At 47.0% G+C, this 25,111-nt stretch carries 12 protein-coding genes; 5 read left to right on the top strand and 7 right to left on the bottom strand.

Annotated features, from left to right (window positions below; all coding sequences use genetic code 11):
* Window positions 1-4: 4 nt before the first annotated feature.
* Window positions 5-583 (top strand): Uma2 family endonuclease, encoded by a 579-nt coding sequence (locus OSC7112_RS21700; protein ID WP_015177916.1) that lies wholly within the window; start codon window positions 5-7, stop codon window positions 581-583.
* A 383-nt stretch (window positions 584-966) separates the two neighbouring features.
* Here OSC7112_RS21700 and OSC7112_RS21695 read toward each other — a convergent pair whose 3' ends face one another.
* Window positions 967-3,993 (bottom strand): hybrid sensor histidine kinase/response regulator, encoded by a 3,027-nt coding sequence (locus tag OSC7112_RS21695; protein ID WP_150111578.1) that lies wholly within the window; start codon window positions 3,991-3,993, stop codon window positions 967-969.
* A gap of 34 nt (window positions 3,994-4,027) precedes the next feature.
* Window positions 4,028-4,183 carry a hypothetical protein gene (locus OSC7112_RS40075; RefSeq protein WP_015177914.1) on the bottom strand — a complete coding sequence of 52 codons (156 nt, stop codon included), beginning with the start codon at window positions 4,181-4,183 and terminating at the stop codon, window positions 4,028-4,030.
* Window positions 4,184-4,415: 232 nt separating this feature from the next.
* Here OSC7112_RS40075 and OSC7112_RS21690 point away from each other — a divergent pair, with 232 nt between their 5' ends.
* A complete protein-coding gene (locus OSC7112_RS21690; protein WP_223300663.1) occupies window positions 4,416-5,840 on the top strand; it encodes a diguanylate cyclase domain-containing protein in 1,425 nt (474 codons plus the stop codon).
* A gap of 616 nt (window positions 5,841-6,456) precedes the next feature.
* Here the strand turns inward: OSC7112_RS21690 and OSC7112_RS21685 are convergent.
* Window positions 6,457-11,607: a CHAT domain-containing protein gene (locus tag OSC7112_RS21685; protein WP_015177913.1), complete on the bottom strand. Its 5,151-nt coding sequence runs from the start codon at window positions 11,605-11,607 to the stop codon at window positions 6,457-6,459.
* 206 nt (window positions 11,608-11,813) lie between these two features.
* Between OSC7112_RS21685 and coaE the strand changes: the two genes are divergently transcribed.
* Entirely contained in the window at window positions 11,814-12,545 is a 732-nt protein-coding gene (coaE, locus tag OSC7112_RS21680; RefSeq protein WP_015177912.1) for a dephospho-CoA kinase, read from the top strand.
* Window positions 12,546-13,116: 571 nt separating this feature from the next.
* Entirely contained in the window at window positions 13,117-13,320 is a 204-nt protein-coding gene (gene patX, locus OSC7112_RS21675; protein ID WP_015177911.1) for a heterocyst-inhibiting protein PatX, read from the top strand.
* A gap of 311 nt (window positions 13,321-13,631) precedes the next feature.
* Here patX and OSC7112_RS21670 read toward each other — a convergent pair whose 3' ends face one another.
* Window positions 13,632-15,038: a TldD/PmbA family protein gene (locus tag OSC7112_RS21670; protein WP_015177910.1), complete on the bottom strand. Its 1,407-nt coding sequence runs from the start codon at window positions 15,036-15,038 to the stop codon at window positions 13,632-13,634.
* A gap of 402 nt (window positions 15,039-15,440) precedes the next feature.
* Here OSC7112_RS21670 and OSC7112_RS21665 point away from each other — a divergent pair, with 402 nt between their 5' ends.
* Window positions 15,441-17,057 carry a sensor histidine kinase gene (locus OSC7112_RS21665; protein WP_015177909.1) on the top strand — a complete coding sequence of 539 codons (1,617 nt, stop codon included), beginning with the start codon at window positions 15,441-15,443 and terminating at the stop codon, window positions 17,055-17,057.
* Between the two features lie 231 nt (window positions 17,058-17,288).
* Here the strand turns inward: OSC7112_RS21665 and OSC7112_RS21660 are convergent, their stop codons facing one another.
* The 3 genes from OSC7112_RS21660 to OSC7112_RS21650 form a co-directional block, all read right to left on the bottom strand.
* The gene (locus tag OSC7112_RS21660) at window positions 17,289-22,673 is read right to left on the bottom strand and encodes a trifunctional serine/threonine-protein kinase/ATP-binding protein/sensor histidine kinase (protein WP_015177908.1); all 5,385 of its coding nucleotides are present in this window, start codon (window positions 22,671-22,673) and stop codon (window positions 17,289-17,291) included.
* Window positions 22,674-22,837: 164 nt separating this feature from the next.
* Complete coding sequence (locus tag OSC7112_RS21655) at window positions 22,838-24,388, bottom strand: UDP-N-acetylmuramoyl-L-alanyl-D-glutamate--2,6-diaminopimelate ligase (protein ID WP_015177907.1); 1,551 nt, start codon at window positions 24,386-24,388, stop codon at window positions 22,838-22,840.
* A gap of 199 nt (window positions 24,389-24,587) precedes the next feature.
* A complete protein-coding gene (locus OSC7112_RS21650; RefSeq protein WP_041623351.1) occupies window positions 24,588-24,893 on the bottom strand; it encodes a glutaredoxin family protein in 306 nt (101 codons plus the stop codon).
* Window positions 24,894-25,111: the final 218 nt, after the last annotated feature.

Here is a 25,111-nt window from a genome sequence, read left to right as displayed (position 1 = left end):
TGCTATGACTGCTATAACCTTAAACCTCAACTCCATTATAAAACTAACTTCCGAACAGTTTTACCAACTGTGCGAAGAAAACCCCGATTTAAAATTAGAACGCAGCGCCAACGGAGAATTAATCGCCATGCCGCCAACCGGAGGAGAAACGGGAAGAAGCAACTCAAAATTCAACTTACAGATTGGACTTTGGAACGAACAAACCCAACTCGGTGAAGCCTTTGATTCCTCCACAGGATTTACTCTGCCCAATGGCGCCGATCGCTCTCCCGATGCGTCTTGGGTAGAGAAATCCCGCTGGTCAGCTTTGACGCCCGAACAAAGAGAAAAATTTATCCCGCTTTGTCCCGATTTTGCTGTGGAAATTCTCTCCCCAACTGACAGCCTAAAAAAGACTCAGGAAAAAATGCAAGAATATATGGAAAATGGCTGCCGTTTGGGTTGGCTGATTAACCGCAAAAAACGCGAAGTTGAAATTTATCGCCCCGGTCAAGATGTGGAAGTTTTACAATCTCCTCTCACCCTTTCTGGGGAAAATGTTTTGCCGGGATTTATTCTCAATTTGCCAAAAATTTGGAATTAGCAGAATTCAATTTTGACTTATTATATCATCTTCAATAAATAAAATAACCGTTACCATTTCGTCGTAGTGAGGAATGCAAGTCAGAGCGAGTTCGATCGGGAGGGGAGCATCTCATATTTGTAAAAACACTTCTTCTGGCTCCTGACTTCTGACTCTTTCCCCGCAGCAAGAGAGCCTCAAAACTCCAATTTCTAGCTGGGCTGCTTTGATTGAGATGCTCCCTAGCCACTCCTTAGATCGCGCTATACAGCAGTTCTCAATCTTGGTGAGGTATGCCCCATGCCCTGCGCGGGCCCATGCCCCATGCCCCATGCCCGCCGATCGAGTGTCCACCTCATGTTACGCTCGAAAGGCTATAGCTTCTTTGTCCTTAAACTCGATAACTAATCTGGATTCGGGAGCAGAGGTTGAATTAACTCCATAATTTGGTCATAGTTAAAGTTATTGACAGCATCAATTAGCGAACTGGAAAGGGTTGATTGAGATGCGGGAATTTGTTTGATTAGCTCGTTCATGGCTTCAGGATCAACATAGTAGGCAGCTTGATACATTTGTTCTAACCACTGAGAGGACATCACGGCTAGATCTTCTGCAGATAAAGAATCAACAAATAGTTTTTGGGAATCTTTTCCTACAACTGTGTAAATGTACTCTACTCCCAAGTGTTGAGCGAGTGCGTCAAAGACGAGGCTTTCCTGAAATGGCTTGCTCATAAAGTCGTCAAAACCAGCCATAAGAACTTTCTCTCGATCGGCTTCAAAAGCACTGGCAGTTAAAGCAATAATGACAGTCTCTTGTCCCTCAGGGTGTTCTCTAATGCGTTTGGTAGCTGTGTAGCCATCCACGATCGGCATTCGCAGATCCATCCAAATCAGGTGTGGGGACCAACTTTCCCACAGGGATAGTGCTTCAACTCCCTGTGTTGCTTGGCGCACCTCAAAACCTACTGAGGTAAGGAGTTTGACCAACAAGCGGCGATTTTCCTCTACATCTTCAACCACAAGAATGCGGTAAGTTGGTTGTCCTGGAGCTATACCAATCACTCTTTGTTTAAGCAATTCTGAGGCAACGCAGACTGCTTGAGGTAACTTTACCTCAAGTTCAAAGTAAAAAATGCTGCCCTGATTCAAGGTGCTTTGAACCCGAATCTGACTACCCATGAGTTGGACATATCTTTGGCTGATAGCTAGACCTAGACCAGTACCTTGATTCAATTTATTCCCAGCTTCAGCTTGCACGAACGCCTTAAATAAGCTCTCAACTTCTGCTGGAGCAATTCCCACTCCAGTATCCTCAACTTCAAAATATAGGCGACAGGACGTTTGGTCGCTCTGTTCCGATCTTACTCGTAAGGTTACGCTTCCTTGATGAGTAAACTTAATCGCATTACCGAGCAGATTGACTAAGACTTGATACAGTTTTTTCTCATCGCTATGCACAAATTGGGGCAGATTGGGTTCTGGATCGAAAATTAGTTTCAATCCTTTCAATTGGGCTTTCATTCGCAACATTTCTTCAAGAGAAATCAGCAAAAATTTTATGTCAAAGTCAGAAAGAGAGAGTGTCATCTTTCCGCTCTCAATTTTAGATAAATCTAAAATGTCGTTAATCAATTCCAATAAATGTGTGCCGCTACGATTGACGATCGCCAGATCTTTTTGGAGTTCGGGAGTCAGAACAGGATCGTAACTCATCAATTGCGTAAATCCCAAAATAGCATTGAGAGGAGTACGGAGTTCGTGGCTCATATTGGACAGGAACATACTTTTGGCTCGGTTTGCTGTTTCTGCTGCTTCTTTAGCCTGCTGAAGTTCCAACTCGGCTTGTTTGCGATCGCTAATGTCAATTAAATATCCCAACATTTCCACGGGTCTACCTGCAGGATCTCGAATTAGTCTGAGTTGAACGAGTATCCAGCTATAAACCCCATCTGAGCGACGAAGACGGTATTCATGGAAATAAAAATCATTGACGAATAGATTGTCTAAGCCATTAATTACTCGTTCTAAATCATCTGGGTGTAAGTGATGCACCCAAAATTCAGAATCTTCTAAAAAATCAATGCTTTCATAGCCCAATACATCTTTGATATTTTCGCTCATGAACGTTGCTGAATAATCGCCATAAGGTTTACAGCCAAAAATAACGACGGGGCTGTAGTTCAGGAGAAAGTTGAGGCGATTTGTGGTAGCTTGCAAAGCTTGCTCAGCTTGTTTGAGCTCTGTCACATCCTCCTGCACCGCAACATATACAGTTCCATATTCAGGATGCTCAAACCTAGAGGTATGAACCCTGCACCAAAAAAGTCTTCCATCTTTTTTCTTATTGTAGACTTCATATTGTGCTTCTCCGTCCCGATCGAGTTTAACAACAACATCTTCAACGGTTTCGTCGGGTGTAACCTCTGTATCGACGTAATTTATTACAGCAACAGATTGACCGGCGAGTTCACCCTCTGCATAGCCAAACATAGCGTCAAATTTGGGATTGGTGTAGACGATCGTGAGATCTGAGGCTTTAATTAAACACACTCCACCTCCCATGTTATTCATAATAACACTCTGAAGCTCTAGCGTCTTTTGAGCTTCTTTTCGAGCGGTAATTTCTTGGATCTGAGCAATAAAATGCAGGGGATTTCCCTGCTCATTTTGTACTATCGATCCATCAAGAAGAATCCAAATTATATGTCCTTGTTTGTGGAAATACCGTTTTTCCAGTTGGTAACTTGAAATTGTTCCTGCTAATAGTTGATCCCTATGACTAAGATCCGCGTCTAAATCATCAGGATGGGTAATGTCTTGGAAAGTTAACCCTAACAACTCTTCTGAGGAGTAGCCAATAATCTGACATAAGGCAGGATTGACTTGAACCCAGTGCCCATCAAGTGAAACGATCGCCATTCCAATAGACGCATTTTCAAAGGCATTGCGAAACTGTTCTTCACTATTTCGTAATGCCACCTCAATTTGTTTCAGTTCGTTTTCAGCCCGCTTGCGCTCATTGATCTCCTTCTCTAAGGTTTGATTTGCCGCAATAAGTTGACCTGGATTAGGAAAAGCTAAGGCTGAGGGAATTAAAAACACTAGCTCAGATGCAGTATATATAGAAATCAGAGCAGTAATAGCTTTAATTCCTCCAGAAACCCAATAAATAGGAAACCAGAGCGTCCAAATTTCCATGATATGAGTTGTACCACAGGCAATTATGAAGGCGCCAAACAGAAAAAATACTTTCTGAAATGGAGTATCTTGGCGCTGTCGCACAAAGTAGATTAGGATGATGGGGATGGAGTAGTAAGCTAAAGCGATTAAACCATCGGATAAAATATGTAATCCTACTAAGTTTCTTTGCCAGAGATAGCAGTGACCGTGAGGCATGAATCCTCCAGTCTCAAAAAATTGTGTAATCATATCTAACCTGAATTATTCATGAGTGCTGAAGTGCTTAGCGATTGAGTTCTGCCATTGCCCGCTTCATCGTCGAAGTCATACCGGGAAAACCACTTTTGAGTAGGGAGATGTCAAATTGCCAACCTAGCAGCACGAGATATCCGCTCGCCATGACGAGTAGACTTGCCCTTTCAGAAATGTGCTTGTTCATAAATCGGCTGCTTGGGTTGAAAAAATGTTCTCCTAATGTTAGCCGAAACGAAGAAGGGCAACCACGGGGAGATTGTCCCTACCTCAACAAGCCAGATTTTGTAGGGGCTGTGCCAGCGTGCCACTCCTCGAACTCTGCGATCGCAGGACTTCTTTCTGCGTAAAGTGAGTTGATAACCTCATAATTCAACTATACTCTTACTCATAGGCTTCTAGTCCTATGGTAAGAAACTATGGAAAGCAGTAGCATTCTCGATATAACTAGCGATAGAGTTAGCGATCCAGCTACCAACTACCGAGGCAATATTTTAATTGTTGACGATCTGCCTGATAACCTGCGTCTTCTGAGCCGTACTTTGAGCGCACATGGTTATAAAGTTCGCTGTGCCACAACAGGCGCAATGGCGATCCGAGCCGCCCAATCGCCATGGACGGAACTAATTTTACTCGACATTAAATTGCCCGATTTGGATGGCTATGAAGTTTGCAAACAATTAAAATCTGACGAGCAAACCGCAAGCATTCCGATAATTTTTTTGAGTGTTCTCAATGAAACTTTCAATAAGGTTCACGGGCTTGCTGTTGGTGCCGTAGATTATATTGCTAAGCCGTTTGAAGTCGAAGAAGTATTAGCTCGTGTCGAAACTCACCTAACCATCCGACGGTTGCAACAAAGCCTCCAAGAGCAGAATTTAATCCTCTTGAGAGAAAAGGAAGAACGCCAACGTCTCGAAGCATCCCTCTTTGCCGAAAAAGAACTAGCTCAAGTCACCCTCCAATCGATTGGTGATGCAGTTATTACTACAAATGCTCAAGGTAATGTGCGATTTTTCAATCCTATCGCTGAGCAACTGACAGGCTGGAAGGCTCATGAGGCTAAGGGACTCCCCCTGTCTACAGTCTTTGAAATTGTCAATGAAGTAACGCGAAAGCCAGTAGAGAATCCGATCGAGAATGCTCTGTTGGAGAAGCGAATTGTGGGCTTAGCTAACCATACTATACTCATTGCGCGCGATGGGACTGAGTATGCCATTGAGAACTCAGCAGCACCGATTAGAGACTACCAAGGTCAAATTATCGGGGCAGTCATCGTCTTTCATGATGTTACCGAATCGCGCAATCTTGCTCGTCAACTTTCTTGGGAAGCCAGTCACGATGCTCTGACGGGTTTAATCAACCGTCGAGAATTTGAGCAGCGACTAATTGAGGCGATCGCCTCTGTTCAAGATAGCAATCACCAGCACGCTTTCTGTTATTTAGATTTAGATAAGTTCAAACTCGTTAACGATACCGCAGGTCATTGTGCTGGCGATGAGCTACTGCGCCAAATCACTACACTTTTACAAAAGGGAGTCCGCGCTAATGACACACTGGCTCGCTTGGGAGGTGATGAATTTGGTCTTTTGCTTACTAAATGCCCCCTCTATAAAGCAGCTCAGATTGCGGAAAACCTCAAACACCTAGTGCATCAGTTTCGGTTTATTTGGGATAGCAAAACCTTTATCATCGGGGTCAGTATTGGAGTTGTTGCCATTAACCAAAATAGCCAAGATTTGAGGGAGGTTATGAGAGCGGCTGATGCAGCTTGTTATGCTGCCAAAGGCAAAGGTCGCAACTGTGTTCATGTTGAGAGTCAAGACGATGGCGAACTAATATAATTAGACAACGTGGTGAGAGGCACAGGGTTTGCAAAATCAGCCGTGCGTTAGAAACCAATCGTTGTTGTCTCTACTCTCAAAAGATTGGCTTTATTACCTCTAATCAATCATTAGATCCTTCTGAAATTTTGTTAAGAATGCTCGACAAAAACGGAGAAAGCGTTGATCCCAATGAGTTTATTCTCACCGCTGAGCGTTAGGGCTGGATAACCAAGAGCGATTGTTGTTGGGTAATCGAAACTTCTTGATTGAATTATCATAATTTATCGGGGCTAAAACTTTTTAGTATAGACTTGTATACGAGCAATATTTCAGGCGCTAGCAGTCGAGTTTTTTTTTAATTTTTATTGTTCCATTTTATCCCGTTTTCGATGTTGGGGTCGCGGTCTCTGGTTTGAGTAATATCATGGACGGTTACACTCATACATGATGTTGACTGTTGACGGTTGACTGTTGACGCAGTGAACAGTGAACGCCGTGAACAGTGAACTAGAATTTACTATTCCGATGCTAACGGATTTGATATAACCGCACTTTTTTAGGTATTCCCATCCTCAGAGTTTTGCGACTGGTTCTCTGCCGGTTTTTTGGGCGATCGCACCCTCTTCCTTCAGAATTACCACGGCGAACCGATCATTGTAAAAGCGGCCCAATAATAAGGATGCGACAAATTTCGATCGCCCCTGGCGGCCAACTCCGACGGTAAAGGCAGAGCTTGATTGTTGCCCGATCGTACCAAATAACCATCTTGCAACCGCACTTCACCCCGCAACATCGCCAACTGCGCTTGCCGCAAAGCCTCAGCCTTAATCGGCGCTGTACGCAACTGCTGGTAAAACTCAGTCATCAGCCCCAAAGTACCGACATCGCTGACATACCACAAACTCGCCAAAGCCGATTTTACCCCCGCGTGTACCGCCAACCCGGCAAACCCCAACTCAGCTTCTTCGTCTCCCACCGCCGTAGTACAGGCACTCAAAACCAACAACTCCACCTGCGGGTTAGATAACTTCAACTGATCCAACTGATTCAACCGCAACTTAGTATCCCAAAACTGAATGTAAGAATTTTCGGCCCCCCCAGGCTGAAAATCGCCGTGAGTAGCTAAATGAATAATTTTGTATTGCGGTTGATTGCGCTTCTGCTTCAAATTTGCCAAAGTAAAAGCTTCATTGAGAAAAGACGAACCCGGCCAAATCTTGCCCACAATGGTCGATATTTCCAGCGGCACCGCAGGCAAAGGATTTTGATCGTATTTGGCGGGAAAATTCGACGCACCCATCGCTAACACTTCAGAACCCTTAACATCGGCATAGCGAGTATCAGTTAAACTCAAACTCGGAATCAGCCCCAAACTGTACTTTTCTACCAAAAACTGCTTGCCGTCGTAAAGAGCAGCCAAAGGCAAAGTTCGCAAACCTGAATCCATGGAAAACACCAAAGTGTCAATCTTGTTAGCATCCAATTCCGGTTGCAGCGGTGCAATTAACCACTGGTAAAGTTCCTCGGCAGGTTCCTTGTAATCAGCAGCATTCAATCTCCTGGGAGTTCTGATAGCATTAGTGAATTCTTTAGCAACTTGCAGCACTGTCTCGCGGCTTGCAGGCACGCTTTTAAAAACATTTTTGCCGTCTGGCAATAACAACACAAGTTCTAAATGTTTTTCTTTCGCCCACACGTAAAGGATGGCGGGTTTAACCCCAGTCAACCGATTGACGCTGCTGAGAGTATCTCGAATACTTTGCTGCGTCACTGACTTTTCAGTGACAGTGCCCCCAAAGTAACGTTCAAATTCCTGCCCCTGAGTTCTATCCCTTTGCTGCACTGCGTCGATCGGACTTATTTGCGCGATCGACGAACTCGCTCGAGAAATCTCAGGAACCCTGACATTCCCGATAGTTTCTGCTGTTACCGCACTCGCCGGCTTCTGTGGAGTGGTTGCCGCGCTGCCGTTTTCTGTCGCCGCAGGCGTAACCAAATTGTCTGTTAACACCGACTGCGACAGCAATACCGAGCCGGTCGCAGTCTCCTTCGACCCCGCCTCAACAGACGCAGCAGCAGGTTCTGGCGAGACATTTGTGTTACTGCTCTTGGGCGCAGACGCTGCGGGGCCGAGACTCACCTGAGTCACAATTTGTTGAGAATTGGCTGTAGTTTGCAGTTCCACACTGGTAGTTGGTGCCGGACTCGGCACGATCGCCAGCGGCCCGATCGCAGTTGAGGAGGTGGCAGTGTTCGACTTCGAGTTTCCCGTCCCAACAGTCGCCGCCGTGCAGGTTCCCGACGAGCAAGTGCTTTGCAGCAGCGTCTGTGAACCCGATCGAGCCAGCCCGTCTGTAGAAATGCTGACCTGGGCGCGATCGGCAGCCGTTCCTGTTCCCGCAGCCCGAAACGCTCCCCCAGCCTCGATTGCCACATCGCCGCCCGTATTGCCGCGAGCTTTGATCGAAACAACTTCAACATCTTTGTTCCCGATAATTTGGCTCGAACCGGCACTTCCCGATTGCGAACTCGAGTTGATCACCCCTGTAACGATCCTGCCCGGCGCCGCAATCGAAATATCTCCCCCGCTTTTGGCACCAAAAGCATCGATGTTGCCGGTTTCTACCGCACCGGCGCTGCGAATATTGATAGGGCCCGCCACCCCGGAAGTTGAGCGAGATGAAACCGTACCAGCAGTCAACTTGCCTTGACTGCTAGTGATGTTAATCCCTGCAGTCGAGGTAACGTCTCCGACAGCTACAGTACCGCCCATCAGAGAGATCGTGGCGTTATCAGTGCCGACGATCGCACCCGTTCCCACGATCGCGCCGCTGCCCGACGGCGATCGAATCGTCGTCGGATCTTGAAATGTCACCGCCACTGGCGTTGAATTTGGCGTTGAATTTGGCGCTGGAGAACCAATCGAGATCGCACCGCTACCGTCAGCGCGCCCGATCGCGATCGAAGCAAACCCATTCCGAAAAGTGTTCAATTCCGCAGCACTCAAGTTCAGAGCTTCTGTACCGCCTGAACCTTGAATAATAATATTTTGACTGGGATCTGCAGGTTGCAGCACCAGATTGCCGTTGCTGGCGATCGAATTTTTCTCACCCGTCAAGTCAATTTTGTTGCCGGTTAAAGTAATATTTCCCGGTGTTTTCGAGCCGCCAGCTTCGATCGACCCCGCAGTGACTCCCTTGGGCCCCGTCAGCGTCACATTCCCCGCGCGATCGCCCCTCGTGTCGATCGCCCCTGCCGTCACCGTACCGTGTGCGGTAACGCTAACATCTCCCGCCGAATTGCGTATATCTTGGGAAGAATTGACAGAAGTGTTGATAGTGGGGGCAGTTCCAGTACGTAGCTGACCGGTTGTGACATTGCCCGCAGTGCTGGCGATGCGAATTTCCTGATTGTTGGTAGTGATATTTCCGGTACGGATATTGCCGTCAGCTTTGAGAGTAATTGAGGCATTGTCTGCCCCTGTCAGGGAACTTGTGGTAGTGATTGTTCCCAAACCCGCTGGCGATTGAATAATTAGCGGATCGTAAAATGTGAAATCGTTGGCCATCAGAATTGAACCGATACCGTTGCTGCGCCCGATCGTAATTCCAGCAAATCCATTTTGCAAACTTCCGAGGTCGTTTGCCGTCAGATTCAAATAAATATTAGTGCCGACATCTCCAGAACCGCCGATCGCAATATTTTGACCGGGACTCCAAGGTTGCAGTACCAAAAAGCCTGTGCCGCTGACTGAATTTTTGGCACCTTTCAAATTAATTTCATTACCAGTCAAAGTAATGTTTCCCGATCCCCCTGCGATCGAGCTCACTCCCAAAACATTCTGAGCTGTCAAAGTTACATTTCCCCTCGCTTCCGGGCCGCTGGCATCAAGTTTTTGGGCCGTTACGTTCAGCCCGTCGATCGCAATATTCCCGCTGCTGCCGGTGCTGGGATTCGATGAAGAAATATTGTTGGCAACGGTCGATCCCTGACTAATCAAACTAATATTTCCGCCGTTGCTTGACAAATTGCCCGCAGTAATTTGACTTCCCGAAATGGCGATCGCGCCGCCAGCCGTGCTAATTGTATCTCCAGAATTCATCGAAAAAACACCCGCGCCGCTGCGATCGGCATCTGCTCTCAATGTCACCGAACCAGTAGTTGCTTGAAAGCTCAACTGATTGTCCGCCAAATCAGCAATTGTAATATCATTGAGCGCTTCGAGAACCACATTTGACGTAGCCGACATACTTTCCAAAGCTCTAGCCGAAATTGTCAGCGAAGGCTCAGAATTGTTTGGCTGTGGTGATGGCGTTCCTGTTGCCAAAATATTATTGTTGGCAATTATTGCCGCATCGCCCGCACCTTCTGGGGAATCTGTAATTAAAATATTTTCTGGATCTAACAGCAAAGTCCCCAAACCGTTTGTCCCAGAGGTATCGACAGTACCGTTAAAAATCAATCTTTGCTTGCCCGAAACTTCCACAAACCCGCCAACACCTGCGGTTCCCGTTGCAGAAACGCCATTTGCGCTGATGCTGCCCAAAAATGCTGTTGTGTTGTCCGCCCAGACAAAAACTCTGCCGCCGTTGCCTGATTCAGTTGCGTTGGCGGCGATCGAACTTTTGCCATCCACGTAAGTCATCCTGGCATTCGGCACAGTTCCCTCGCCTCGGTAATCTCCCCCGATCCGCACCGTTCCGCCGCCGTCGGGCCCCGAAGCCTCAATCTTCGCTCCAAACAGCCCTACCTTGTCGCCCAACACGTTGACGCTTCCTCCCGCACCCCCCCTGGCAGACACGTCCGCATCACCCGCTACCAGCGCAGTTCCAGCTCCTGCAGGCACTGTTTGGCCGCCTGTGAGCACGACTTCACCTCGATCGTTCGTAGTTATACCCGTAGCGTTAGCCGCGCCCGGACCAGAGAGCAGCCGAGGTAAACTCTGGGGAGAGAAGGGAACAGCTTCCGAACCCGACACTCCGGCTGCTGGAGAAACTTCTAAACTCAGCAAAAGTCCGTTTTGACTCAACCGCACCAGATTTTCGCCCGGGACAGCCGCCACAGTAATTTGACCGCCCGGGGCTGAAAGTTTGCCCGTACTGATGACCGTACCGCCCAGCAAAGTCAAATTTTGCCCGGTTCCGACAGCCAAGTTACCCGCATTGACAATACTCCCCGGCTGCGCTCCAAAAACAAAAGCATTCGGCGTTCCGACTAGGGCTGCGTAGTCGTTCGCCCCTGTGCTGTTGAACCAACGATCGTCAAAACCGATACCGCTAGCGGTGGTAGCCAAAAAAGACCCGGACACATCCAGCCGGGCATTTGCTCCGAAGATAATGCCTGCAGGATTCATCAGCAACAAGTTAGAATTGCCGCCGCTAACTTGAATTAGACCGTTAATTAAGGATGCGTCGCCCCCGACAACGCGGCCGAGGATGTTTTTAACGCTTGGGTTGGAGATGAAATTGGCAGTTTCGCCAGAATTCAGACCGAACCGAGTAAAACTGTGGAACAAATTTGCTCCGTCTCTGGAGGGAGTGCCGCCTTGAATGTCGTAGCGAGGAGGCGACCCTGTACCTGGGGCGGTGACAGCGGTTCCGGTGCCGTCTGGGGCTGGAGTAATAGATTGTGCCGCAGCAATTTGAGATTGGGGATAAATTGCCACGACTACCCATCCGCTGCTGTTTTCTTTGAGGAAAACCAGGTTGGGGAAAAAATCTACTATCAAAAATCCAGCAAGGGGAATTGCTGCCAGAATCGACCGCACAGCACGTTGAGCATTCATAAGTTTGCCTCGGTCTAGACCTTAATTAGAGTTTAAAATTGAGATTTTAGGTAAAAAAGAGTCGATCGCACCCCAATGCTGACACTTTCTAACGCGAACTCTCGATCGCAAATCTTAAATTTTAAGTCTAAATTTGATTGTGTCACCAACATAGCAAAGACTGACAGTAAGTGTCGAAACACAGGAAGTTTAAACGCCTGAAAATTATGAGCGATCGAATAGTCCGTCTGATCGGTTTAACTGGGGGCATCGCCACCGGTAAAACCGCTATATCTAATTATCTGGCAGATGCCTGTGGATTTCCAATTTTAGATGCCGATATTTACGCCCGCGAAGCTGTGAACCCCGGTTCGCCAATACTTGACTCTATTGTAAAACGATACGGCGCGGGTATTTTGCTCCCGGACGGCAATTTAAATCGGCCAGAGTTGGGAAGTATTATTTTTTGTAACGCAGACGAGCGGCAGTGGTTGGAACAACAGATTCACCCTTACGTGCGCCGCCGATTAGTTGAGGAAACTCAAAGCTGGATTGCTGCATCGAGTTTGGTATCCCAGGACACACATGACTTAAGTACAAAAACTCAAGCAACTAGCTTTTTTCACCAAAAGCTAGAACGAAGTATTGTTGAAAAAAAACCCGGTTTCTGCGCCCCGACTGACACGTTGACTTTGGTTTTGGTAGTGCCGCTGCTGTTTGAAGCTAACATGACTGACTTGTGTACCGAAATTTGGGTAGTTTACTGTTCGCCCGAAGTGCAGTTAGAACGACTAATGCAGCGAGACGGCTTGAGTTACGATCGAGCTAAGGCCCGCATTAACGCCCAGTTGCCGCTAGCTCAAAAGTGTCAACAAGCTGATGTTATTGTGGACAACTCGTCAACCCTCGACTCGCTATTCCAGCAGGTAGATGTGCAAGTCAGTCGCTGTGAGATTTGATATTTGAGATTGACTCGGCGATATCAGTTTTAAAACCAGTTTTTTTACTCCCTGCGCGCCAGTTAGTCGATTTGAGAGGTAACGTGCTGATGGCGCGCCTGGGTACTCTCCTGTTGTGTATTGAATCCCTGAGTTGCCGCTTCACCTCAATAAATTATCAAGTTAATCATAAAAGTAGTAAAACTTGACAGTTGGCGGTTTTTGTTTCCTTGTTGGAAGACTGTTTCAACAGGATTCCAAGGGTCATACCATTTTAGATTTTAGATTTTAGATTTTAGATTTGGGCATGATTTATAACTACCAGGGTGGGGAACACGGGCCTAGAAGAGTAGCATTCTTTTTTTGAACAGGGTCTTGAGTTATGCTGGTTGCCCCCCAGTAGCAGATAACTAGAAATTACCAGCGAAAAAGCGAGCTAGATGATGGATTTCACCCGCTTTTAACCAAAACTCAAAAAAATTGCAGGTGCCGTCACTTACTAATTGATGACTTCGCCACAATTATTTTTTTTATCCTGATAGCAGAGTACAGACTGCGTATCAAGAAGGGGAAAATACAAACACCAAAATTGATGATGCGCGTTTACTCTTCCATCCTGATGTCAAGCCTGTTACTGAGCGGTACCGCAGTTCACGCTAAAAGCTTAGAAACTCGATCGACCTTTTTTGCTCAACACAAGTCCGATCCCGAAATTTTAACCGCCGTAGCCGACACTCAGACCTTTTACGCAGATAACGATAAAGATACGCCCCCAGAACGAGGAAGCGGGAGATAAAGGCGAAAAAAGCGATAATTGCGGGGAATTAGGTAATTACGGGGATAATCGACAATGGGGAGAAGAGGAGAAAAATTGAATATTTCCATCCATTAATTCAGGACTTAGGTACTGCGTACCAAAAAACCGATTTTTTAGCGGTATTTGACGACTCAAGACATAATTTTTGGCTGTTCCGGTTATTTTGCCAAGCGTCCTCAAGATATCAGACACCACCAAAGGGCGCGAAATGTTGTACTCAAAAAATAAAGAAAGGTAAAGCGCCAGTAGGAATCTGGCGCTTTACCTTGATTTTTTAAACTTTTGCAGATTTAATCTTCTTCCGCAGCTTCGCCACCAACAACGACATCGCGAATCCGCAAACTCGGGCCGCCGCAGCCCACGGGCAAACCGCTTTGTCCTGCCTTGCCGCAGCCGCCGGATTCATCCCAGTAGAAATCGTCGCCGATCGCCTCAATATCGGCTAAAGTGCTGAAAACATTACCCGAAAGAGTAACATCCCGCACCGGATTGTCTAGTTTTCCGTCGCGGATCATCCAAGCTTCGCCGGCACTGAAAGTAAACATTTCGCCGTTAGTCATGCCGCCTTGCCAATTGCGCGCATAAACTCCTTCTTTGATACCAGAAAATAAGTCTGCAACTGGCGTGTCACCCCGTTCGATCCAAGTATTCGTCATGCGGACGATCGGCGGATAATGATAATTCAAACAGCGAGCATTGCCAGTAGGCGTTTCTCCCAATTTGCCCGCCGTTTCCCGGGAGTGCAGCCGCCCGACTAAAGCGCCGTCTTTAATTAACTGAGTAGTAGTCGCGGGAGTGCCTTCGTCGTCGTAGAAAAAGCTGCCCCGGTGTCCCTCTGGCGCTGCACCGTCGAAAATTTGCAAGTTTTCTGGGCCGAACTGGCGGCCGAGGGTCATAATTTCCAAAATGTCGGGATTTTCGTAGGCCATGTCGGCTTCGGAAAGATGCCCGAAGGCTTCGTGGACGAACAATCCGGTCAAAATCGGGTCGATGACGACGGTGTAGGTGTTGCCTTGGACGGGGGGTAAGGCTAGGGAATCTACGGCGCGCTGGGCGGCGCTGCGAACTTGAAGATCGAGATCGGTTAAATCTTCGTAGGCTTTGCGGGAACCGGTAGTTTCGCGGCCGGTTTGTACGGTTTCCCCGCTGCGGGCTGTGGCGGCAAAGCGCATTTCCATGTCTGCCCAACCTTGTTCGAGCATGGTGCCTTCGGAGGTGGCGAGGACGATCCGCTGGGTGCTGTCGCCGTAGCGCACGGAGATGGTGGCGATGCGGGGGTCAATGCTGCGGAGAATGGCCGCGTAGCGATCGCACAATTGCTTTTTGTCAATTAGGGGAACCAGACGGGGGTCTGTTCCTGTCAGCGGCAGCAAGCAAATGTCTTGTACTGGGGTGACAGGTGCCAGAATCGTTTCTTCTTCGCCGATCAGTTTTGCCGCGGCGATGGCTTCTTCGATTCTTTCGGCGAGGGTGGAAAGTCGGTTAAAACTGGCAAAGCCCCAGCCGCCTTTGTGACAAGCTCGGACTTGGCCGCCAATTGAGACTCCTTCGCTGAGGGTTTCAATTTTTTCGCCCCGCAGCAGGATGTCGGTGCCTTCGGCTTCTTCGAGTCGAATTGCCAGATAATCCACTTGGTTGCGGTAGCGTGCCATTAAGTCTGACAGCAGATTTTTCGAGTCGGCGATCGAGGTGGGCATAAGGAAAGCACGGTGTTTAACTGACTTCATTTTGCACTTTTGTCAGGGCGATCGTGCAAAATATCGCCGCAAGCGCGGAGATTGCGACTTATTGGTACGGTTCTGCCAATATCGTTAGTTTACAAATGTGGATATCCTGTGAGTTAGGAGGAAGGGGCAAGAAATTATGCGGGATTTTTCGATCGTGCTGGTGCTTGACCCAGCCCAAAAACGGATACCGTGCCACTTACTTAAGTCGTGGAAAGATAAAAATTTTAGACTAAGGTTCAAGTTCCCAGATTTATCTGTGGGGTAAATCTAAAATCTCAAATCTAAAATCTCAAATCGACTGACTCCTAACTCCTGAACTTTCCTATACATAAATACTTCACCCTTCATGCCTCCGAAGGTGGGTTTATAACTGTGAATACTTACTTTTTACCGACAATAAGCGAAATTTTAGCCTCCGAAGGCCAAGAAAATGACCTCAGTCTCTTCGATCCTAAGTTGGCGGGAGAAAATAACCGCCATCGGTGTCCTGTAAGCCGTGGGGCTTCTCGGCTGAAAGCCCAACAGGAATGGTACGGGGCGATCGCAGCTTTGAATCAAATGCTCGATCGCCAAAAAGCAGGACAAAAAACAGATGCCGATCGGGCAAATTGTCGATCGACAATCCCCAATTCCTGTCATGGGTTGGTGTTGTCCGGCCCGTCTTCGGTTTTGACTGACCCCGCTTTGGCCAACGGCTTTGCCAATTGGATTTTTACCAGTATTCCCGACAACGATGCAGCTTTGTGGTCTTTTCGGGCCAGACAAACTTTAGCTTTACTGCCGGCGGCTGATGAGCAAATATCTGTGCCTGCGGCGGCCCCGGCTTTGGCTTTGGCGATCGGCGACCCTTTGGCGCACGAGCAGTTTTGTTTGGTTTTAACTGCTAGTTTTAGCCTGGTGATGGTTTTGGGTGAAAATTCTGCGGGAATTCCGGCTTTTCTATTTTCTTTCGACCCGCAAGTAGTCGCCAAAGCTTGGGAAGTGTTGCGGCGCAGGGTGACTGAAAGCGACTGTTTGCTTGTCAATTCTGACGGCGGCTTCAATTTGCCAGTTAGCCAAGTAACTAATAATTCTAATAAATTAGACGCGCTGTTCCAGCAATTTTTGCCTGTGGAGCCAAATTATCAAACAGTGATGCTGTTCAGCCGCTTGCTGTTGCATAATTTGCCGGTTGGGAAAGAGGAAGCAGGCAGGATCAAGGATGAAAGAATTGATGATGGTTTGAGGCCGAAGCCTAAAAAGTTATCGGCTACAGATATCAACTGCAAATCTTCAATTCCTCTCGCTACTAAAGAGGTGGAATTGCTACAGGCGATCGCCCACGAAGTCCGCACTCCTTTGGCTACTATTCGCACGCTGACTCGATTGCTGCTGAAACGTCCCAAACTCGATCCGGTGGTGGTCAAGCGTTTGGAAACGATTGATGCTGAGTGTACCGCTCAGATCGATCGCTTCGGTTTAATTTTCCGCGCCGTGGAATTGGAAATGTCGCAAGCTAAAAATTCTGGCGTGCAGCTAACAGCAATGTCCCTCGGTGAAGTGCTGCAAAATAGCATTCCCCGCTGGCAAAAACAGGCGACTGTGCGAAACCACACTTTGGAAGTTATTGTGCCGAAAAAGTTGCCTGCGGTAGTCAGCGATCCGACGATGTTGGATCAGGTTTTAACTAATTTGATTGAGAATTTTACTCGAACTTTGCCTTCCGGGAGTCGCATTCAGGTGGAGGTGACATTGGCGGGCGATCAGTTAAAGTTGCAGTTGGAATCGGAACACCTATCTGAAGGTAATGTCGCATCGACTTTTGCAGCTAAGGCGAATGCTCCTTTGCGCTCGATCGGGCCTTTGTTGATGGTGCAGCCGGAGACGGGATGTTTGAGTTTAAATTTGAGCGTGACTAAGAATTTATTTCGGGCTGCTGGCGGGAAGTTGGTAATTCGCCAGCGACCCCAAAAGGGCGAGGTGATGACGGTATTTTTGCCGCTGCAATAGTTATTCATTATTGGCCGAATCTGTAGGGGCGGGTTTTACCAACCATCAATGTCAGAAACGAACAATATAATAAACCCGCCCTAGCCCTACGACAAATCCGAATGGATATTTTTTGAATGGGAGCGAACCTCATGTTGATCTGGGTTATTGGTTGGGTAGGGGCGGGTTTTTATAGATTGTTTGTGAGCCTCAAATAGTGTTGGTAAAACCCGCCCCTACAGCACGATCGCATTAATCAATTAAAATCTCAATGACAAACTCCGTTCCTTCTCCCGGTGTAGAAAAACAACTCAGTTTGCCGCCGTGTTTTTCTTCTACAATTTGACGCGCGATCGCCAGTCCTAACCCAGTTCCTTTCCCCACCTCTTTAGTGGTAAAGAGATGGTCAAAGATCCGATTTCTCACCTCTTCTGACATTCCTTTTCCGTTATCGGCAATGGAAATTTTTACCTTTTCACTTTCTACTTTTGTCCGAATAGTGATGTGATTGGGATGGGCTTGAATTTCGGGAAAACTCCGTCCTTGATTCGATTCTTCTAAGGCATCGATCGCATTTGCTAACAAATTCATAAATACCTGGTTTAATTGTCCCAAATAACATTTTACTTTGGGAATATTGCCGTACTCTTTAATGATTTTAATTTCAGGATGCTTGTCGTTTGCTTTCAGGCGATGGCGTAAAATCATCAAAGTGCTATTGAGGCCTTCGTGGATATTGGCCTCAACTTTATGGGCCGTATCGGCGCGAGAGAAAGTGCGGAGGGATGTGCTGATGTTTTTGATGCGATCGCATCCTATTTTCATGGAACTCAACATTTTGGGTAAATCTTCTACTAGATAATCTAAATCTATTGCCTCTGCTTTATTAATCAATTCTGCTTCGGATGGAGGAAACTTTTCTTGATAGAGGCGCAAATAATCAATTAAGTCTTGGACTCCAGCATGAGCTTCATTAATGTTCCCGGCAATGAAACCAACGGGGTTGTTGATTTCATGGGCAACCCCTGCCACTAGATTACCTAATGCTGACATCTTTTCACTTTGGATCATTTGCATCTGAGTTTGCTGAAGTTCATTCAAAGTCTGCTGCACTTGGTGATAGAGACGGGCATTTTCCAGAGCGATCGCCGCTTGACTAGAGAGAAAATTCAGCACTACCAGGCGATCGCGACTAAATACGCCACTGGTTATCCGATTTTCTAGATACAAAATGCCGACCAAATTCCCCTGATTTAGAATTGGCAAACCCAGCAAACTCTCCGGTTGGTGGTGCTCTAAATAATCGTCAATCACAGGCAGATCGGTTTTGGCGCGATCGATGGCAACTGTTGCTAGGGTATTTTTGACATACTGGATTAATTTAACGGGAACGGTGGGATTGTTCTCTAGGGGTTCCGTTTGCAGGCTAATGTGTTCCCAGGTAGCCATCGCCCGCACTTGCCATTGTCGATCTTGGCAGAGCATCAGTGCACAGCGATCGGCTCCCGAGTTTTGTAACATGGTTTGGGTCACAATTTGCAGCAACTCATCCAGGTCGATCGTGCTGGAAATTACTTGGGAGATTTGCAGCAGGGTAGAAAAATCTAGAGCCTGGTTGATAGAAGTGTTGGAAGTAGTCTGGTGGGTGCTCGTATGAAAGGAGTAGGTTGAATTGGTGAGCGTGGATAGGGTTTCTAAAATAGAGAGGGGTTGGGCTGCCTGTTGTAAGATGGGGCGCAGCAGATCGGGATAACGTTTTTCTAGGTCATCGGTTTTGGCTTTTGCTCCCCAGCGGGCGTAACAATAGTAGGCTTCCTGCATATAGCCTGCGGCAACTTTTTCTTTGCCCCAGTTGAGGTAGAATTTAGCGGCGAGTTCGTTGGCTAAGGCTTCTTCGTTGAGGAATTGGTTTTCTTTAGCTAGGAAGATCGCGCGATCGTAGAGGTCGATCGCCTCTGCTTTTTGTCCTAAAACTCGCTGCTGTTCGGCTCGAATTAAATCGCATTTGTGGGCAAAGTTCATGGGTGCATGAGTTGCCCAGTTAGTAAGTCGATCGAGATCCTTCGTAACCGCTTCACTAATTGGCAAGGTGTTCGTGTTTGCGAGTAGCGTGAGTGCATGATAGAAATAAAAGACTCCATAGAACACCGTTCCGATAATCGCACCAATTGTTTGCTCGGCAATTTGAGCCATTTCCAGAGCTTCTTGGGGTTGCCCAAAATGGTAAGCTAGAACCAATTTATGAGCATAGACGCTCCCGATCGAGTAAGTATCTCCCGCTGACTGATGCTGAGGCAATCGCGTCGTTTCATCGTAAGCTGCTCCAACGAGTTTCTGGGGATCGTCGGCTTCACCTGTCCAATTTAAAACTGCTTGTTGATGAATTTGGTGAAAGTTCAGAGCAGTTGTTTGTTTGAGTTGGGCGATCGCCTCGGCATAGATTTCTTTCTCTTGCCGGAGTTGTAGAAGTTCACTTCCGGCCGCATAAGCAAGTTCACATCGGTTATGCACACAGTAAGCGGCGAACTCCAAATCTCCGGTTTCCAAACCTGCTTGATAGCCTTCCAGCAAAGGCATCAGTACAGTATGAATTGGCTCCTGCCAAATGCGAACAAAGGGATAAACTAAATTGATAATTTTCGCTTTGAAACTCGATGCTTTCAACATTTCCATCAAGGCGATCGCAATATCAGCAGCACGATTCCCGGCGACAATTTCCCCACCAAATGCACAAACAATTAGTCCATAGGTTGAATAAGCATAGGGTGTTTGGATCGCATTTCCAAACTGAAGTGACAATTCAATTTGTTTGAGCACAATCAAGGGATAGAGGGCTGGCGAACCCATATAGGCTGCTGAAGCCATACTGCTGAGAATATTCATTGCAGCGAGCTTCTGCGGATCGCTCATCCTTGGTGAATTCATTACATCCACACTCATCAGTCGATCGCGAATAGTATTGAGAGCAGGGGCTACCATGTCTTGGGTGGGATGTTCTGGCAACTCAACATCCAACTTTTGAAGGATTGTCCGTGCCACCTGAATCGCCTCTGATAATTGATTGCGGGCAATCAAGGATTGAATCTTTGTTTCTAAGGCTTTAACTTGTTCTAGGGGGTTTGACGTATGTTGGAGCACTGCCTCCACGCAAGCATCTACCCGCTCAAAGGCGCCAATCAGACAGGCTGAATTAGCAGTTTCAACGTGCAGTTCTGAAGTAAGAATGGGCTGTCTGATCCATGCGTCAGAATTGTCAGTGGCTAAAAGTTGCAGCCCTATCTCACAGTATTGAGCCGATGCTGGGTAAGCAGCCGAGAGCCGTGCTTTACGCCCAGCCGTCAGATTGAGGTTGGCTAGATGGTCTCGCTGCTCCTGAATTGCAATGCGATCGATGCCCAGATTGAATTGACTGACAATCGCAAAAATTCTCTCGTCTAGTTGCTGTGGTGAGGTTCGAGCCAATAGCAATTGCCCAATGTGCAAATGGACGGATTGTTTTTGGTCTTCAGGAATCAGGGAATAGGCGGCTTGCTGGACGCGATCGTGCAAAAACTTGTAATTGACCACCTCGGAATTTTGTGCCCTATCCTGTTTTTCCATCCCCAGATAAAACTTGTAGACTTCACTTTCAGGCAGGATTAACTCCTCTTGCAATGCCTGCCACAAATCCGCCGCCGTTTCCGTTTCCCGTTGCTCGGAAACAACGGCCAAAGTACCCAAATCAAATTGATTGCCAATACAAGCTGCCAACTTTAAGACATTCTGAGTCGCTGGCGGCAATTTTTGCAACTGCAACGCTATAAATTCAACGATATCATCCGTCACTGCTAATGCTTTGACTTTGGCAATGTCGCAGTGCCAATTGCCCCCATCAAAGTCAAAGTGAATTAGCCCATCATCGTGCAGCATTTTCAGGAATTGCACGCTAAAAAATGGATTGCCTTTGGTTTTTTGATAAATTAGTTGAGTTAATGGTTGTGCGATTTCTGGGAAACAGCTAAGCGTATCGGCAACCAGTTGATTTAAACTCGTTTGACTCAGCGCGGCTAATGTAATCGTGTGGATTGCAGCTTCTGCTTTCCCAATCTCCTCTAGCGCCAAAATCAAAGGATGAGCGGCGGCAACTTCATTGTCGCGATAAGCTCCAATTAATAATAGATATCTGCCGTCTGACTCGCTCATCAACAACTGCATCAGTTTCAAAGATGCCGAATCAGCCCACTGCAAATCATCGAGAAAAATTACTAAGGGATGTTGTTTTGTGGTGAATACTTGCAGGAATTTTTGAAACAGTAAATTAAAGCGGTTCTGTGCCGCCGTCCCAGACAGTTCTGTTGCGGTTGGCTGTTGAGAGATAATTTGTTCTAGTTCAGGAATTACTTCAATGATTACTTGCGCGCTGTCACCCAACGCAGCTAAAATTTTGGTTTTCCACGCTGCTAATTGAGCCTCGCTTTCACTCAGCAATTGACCCATTAATTCTCGAAATGCTTGGACAAAAGCTGAGAATGGAATATTGCGATTAAATTGGTCAAACTTGCCTTTGATGAAGTAGCCGCGCTGGCGGACAATTGGTTTGTGAACTTCGTTAACAATGGCAGTTTTGCCAATGCCGGAAAAACCCGCCACCAGCATTAACTCGCGCCTTCCCTCGTTTCCAGGAAGAGTCTCGCAACCAGAGATGCGATCGAACGCTGCCAATAATTGGGCAACTTCGGTTTCTCTCCCGTAGAGTTTCTCTGGTATGATGAACCGATCGCACACATCCCGCTGCGCGATCGCAAAACTCTTTATTGTACCACTTTCTTTTAATTGACGCAAACAAAACTCCAAATCAAATTTCAGCCCCAAAGCACTCTGATAACGCTGTTCGGGATTCTTCGCCATCAATTTCATCACGATGTCGCAGAGAACTTGGGGAATTTCTTCGCTTCTGTTTTCGCCCAGCAGCGGCGGTTGTTTGGCAATATGAGAGTGTACCAATTCCATCGGATCGTTAGATTGAAACGGCAATTCTCCCGTCAGCAACTCGTAAAAGGTGACACCCAGAGAATAAAAATCCGTGCGGTAGTCAACGCCGCGATTCATCCTTCCGGTTTGTTCGGGAGACAAATAGCATAGTGTTCCTTCGATCGCGTTGGGACTCATCAGCATTTGAGTTTCTCGCGGCAGCAAAGATGCAATACTAAAGTCAATGAGTTTGACTTGTTTAGTCTCAGGATTAATCAGAATGTTGGCGGGTTTAATGTCTTTGTGAATGATGCGGTGGCGGTAAAGTATATCTAATGTATTGCTCAGGTCGATCGCAATTTGGAAAAACTCAACCAGAGATTGCACCATTTTTCCTTTTCCCGCCCATTCCTTCAGAGAAATTCCCCCGAAGTCTTCCACAATCAGCGCATAGCCATTCCGGTAGGGTTCCAAGCTGTAGGTTTGGATGATTCCGGGCAAGTTCAGGTTTTTGGCTATCGTGTATTGATTGCGAAAATGCACGAGTTCGCTGAAGTTGGGATACTCGTTTCGCAAGACTTTGATGATGACGGGTTTTTGGTCGCAGAGGCGAGTTCCGCGATAAACTAGGGTGCGAGTGCCTGAGTAGATTGGAGCGCTAATTTGATAGCCAGTTAGTTCTATCATAGCAATAGTTATTTTATTATAAGAATATTGGATTTTACTATTATAATCTACTGCAAATCAGATTATACCTTCGGATCAACACTTAAAAATACAATAAATTTTACAGCCAGCGAACAGCTAACAGTTAACCGTTAACCGTTAACTGTTAACCGAATTCACTTAACCTAATTCATTCTGGCTTTCAAGGCATCTCGCGCTTGTTCTCGATCGTCAAAATGGACTTTTTCGGTGCCCAAAATTTGATAATCTTCGTGTCCTTTCCCTGCAATCAGCACGCCATCTCCGGGTTTAGCGTCCATAATAGCAGTGCGAATTGCAGCGGCTCGATCGCACATCACGATCGGCTTTACTGCGGCGGGAATTCCTGCTAAAATATCGTCCAAAATGCGATCGGGATTTTCCGTGCGCGGATTGTCGGAAGTAACAACAGCTAAATCGGCTAATTCTGCAACGATTTTACCCATGATCGGCCGTTTAGTGCGATCGCGATCGCCGCCGCAGCCAAACACGCAAATCATCTGACCCGGAATAAACGGCCGCGACGCCTTCAACAAGTTCTCCAAACTGTCGGGAGTGTGCGCGTAATCGACAATAACGCTAATATCTTGGTCAGGACTAATTTGCACCCGTTCCATCCGTCCCGGAACACCTGAAAACTGAGATAATTTCTCCACAATTGCGGACAAATCCAAACCCAATTCTAAAACAGCACCGACAGCAGCCAACATATTTGATAAATTGAACTGACCGACTAAAGGCAAAGAAAAAGCAGTTTCGCCCTTGGGAGTGTGAAGCATTCCCTTAACTCCATTGGGCTGATACTGCAAATCAAAAGCATACAAATCTGCGGTTTTCAGAACAGTGCTGTAACTCCAAACTCGGTCGGACTTTAAACTTTCAACTATCCGCTGCCCGTAGGGGTCGTCAAGATTAATGATAGCGCGATTTTTGAGGTAATCCGAACCAAATAAAAGCGATTTTGCCTCAAAATAATCTTCCATATCGCGGTGATAATCGAGATGATCTTGAGTCAAGTTGGTAAACACAGCAACTTCAAAACTACACCCCAAAACTCGCTGCTGCGCTAAAGCGTGGGAACTGACTTCCATCACGCCGTGTTTGCATCCGGCGACTACAGCTTCTGCTAATTGCTTTTGCAGGTCAACCGCAAAAGGTGTGGTGTAAAGTGCAGTTTTTTGGAAGCCCGGCCAGCGAGTATAAAGCGTGCCGAAAATCGCCGTCGGCAACTGCATTTCATTGAGCAAAAATTCGATTAAATGAGTTGTTGTAGTTTTGCCGTTAGTCCCGGTAACACCGACAAGTTTTAATTTGCTAGCTGGAGTGCCGTAAAAAGCAGTAGCTATTTGACCGCAAACTTCAGCCATATCGGCTGCTGCGATGACGCAGGGAACCTCTTCTAGCCCCTTGCTAAGGTGGGAAGGAACCTCTTCTAGCCCCCCCTTAGCAAGGGGGGGTTGGGGGGGTGTCTTCTCGGCTGCTTGGGTGGAAATTATCGCGGCAACTGCACCAGATTCGATCGCACTTTGCCAAAAATCTCCCCCATCAACCCGAGTTCCCGGCATTCCCAAAAACAAATCGCCCGCCTGACAAGCGTGGGAATTAGTGGATAAACCCTTGACTTCGGCATCGAGGGCGGGATGTTTGGCGTCAAAGGAAATGCTGGGAACTGCTGCTAATAATTCTCTCAATTTCATCGGAAAAACTCCTCGCTTGAATGTCTTGAATATGACTGGCGGAACACATTGTTTGAGCCACTCTCTACAGTTTTTTGCTGTGCGCGGTGCAAACCCTAAGTTTTTTTTATGCGCGGTGTAAAATCTCTCGGGCTAGAGTAAGCTGCACACCGAGCACCCCGAGGTCAGGATTAAAACCTGAGTTTTTGGGTAAATCGTATTATTGTGACGGATCGATTTGCAAATATTTCTGTAACATTTGCTCCAATTGGGCGACACTACAGCGGGGAGAAGGACGGGGTAACAGTTCTTCAGCGGAGAATCCAGCCTCGCCAGCAGAATTTTTGGGCTGGGGCTGCACTTTAAACAAAACTGGAACTTCGTACTGATAAGCTTGAAACCAGTCATCGCGTTCGGTAATATCTCTGACTTCGAGTTGAAACTTCAGGCTTTCAATCTGTTCCAGTTTTTCTTGCAACCCTTCGCACAAGTGGCATCCGGGTTTGCTGTACAAAATCAATCGCATCATAACAGTAAGATTAAACTCGATCTTAAATTCTCAAACCTGCGATCGCAAGTTGGCGAACTCAACGCGAGTAAGACGCAACTCACGGCTTTATTGGTCGCCATGCGCGATCGAAGTTATCTTAGCACTGGCTGCGAACCAATTACCGCGCTTGACAATCAAAACACTACAACCCCATCCCTCTCTTTCTTCTCTTCCTCTGTGCCCTCTGCGCCTCT

It is taken from the genome of Oscillatoria nigro-viridis PCC 7112 (genome assembly GCF_000317475.1).
In the GTDB taxonomy this organism is placed as follows: Bacteria; Cyanobacteriota; Cyanobacteriia; order Cyanobacteriales; family Microcoleaceae; genus Microcoleus; species Microcoleus nigroviridis.
This window is presented reverse-complemented; position numbering and strand designations above follow the sequence as displayed.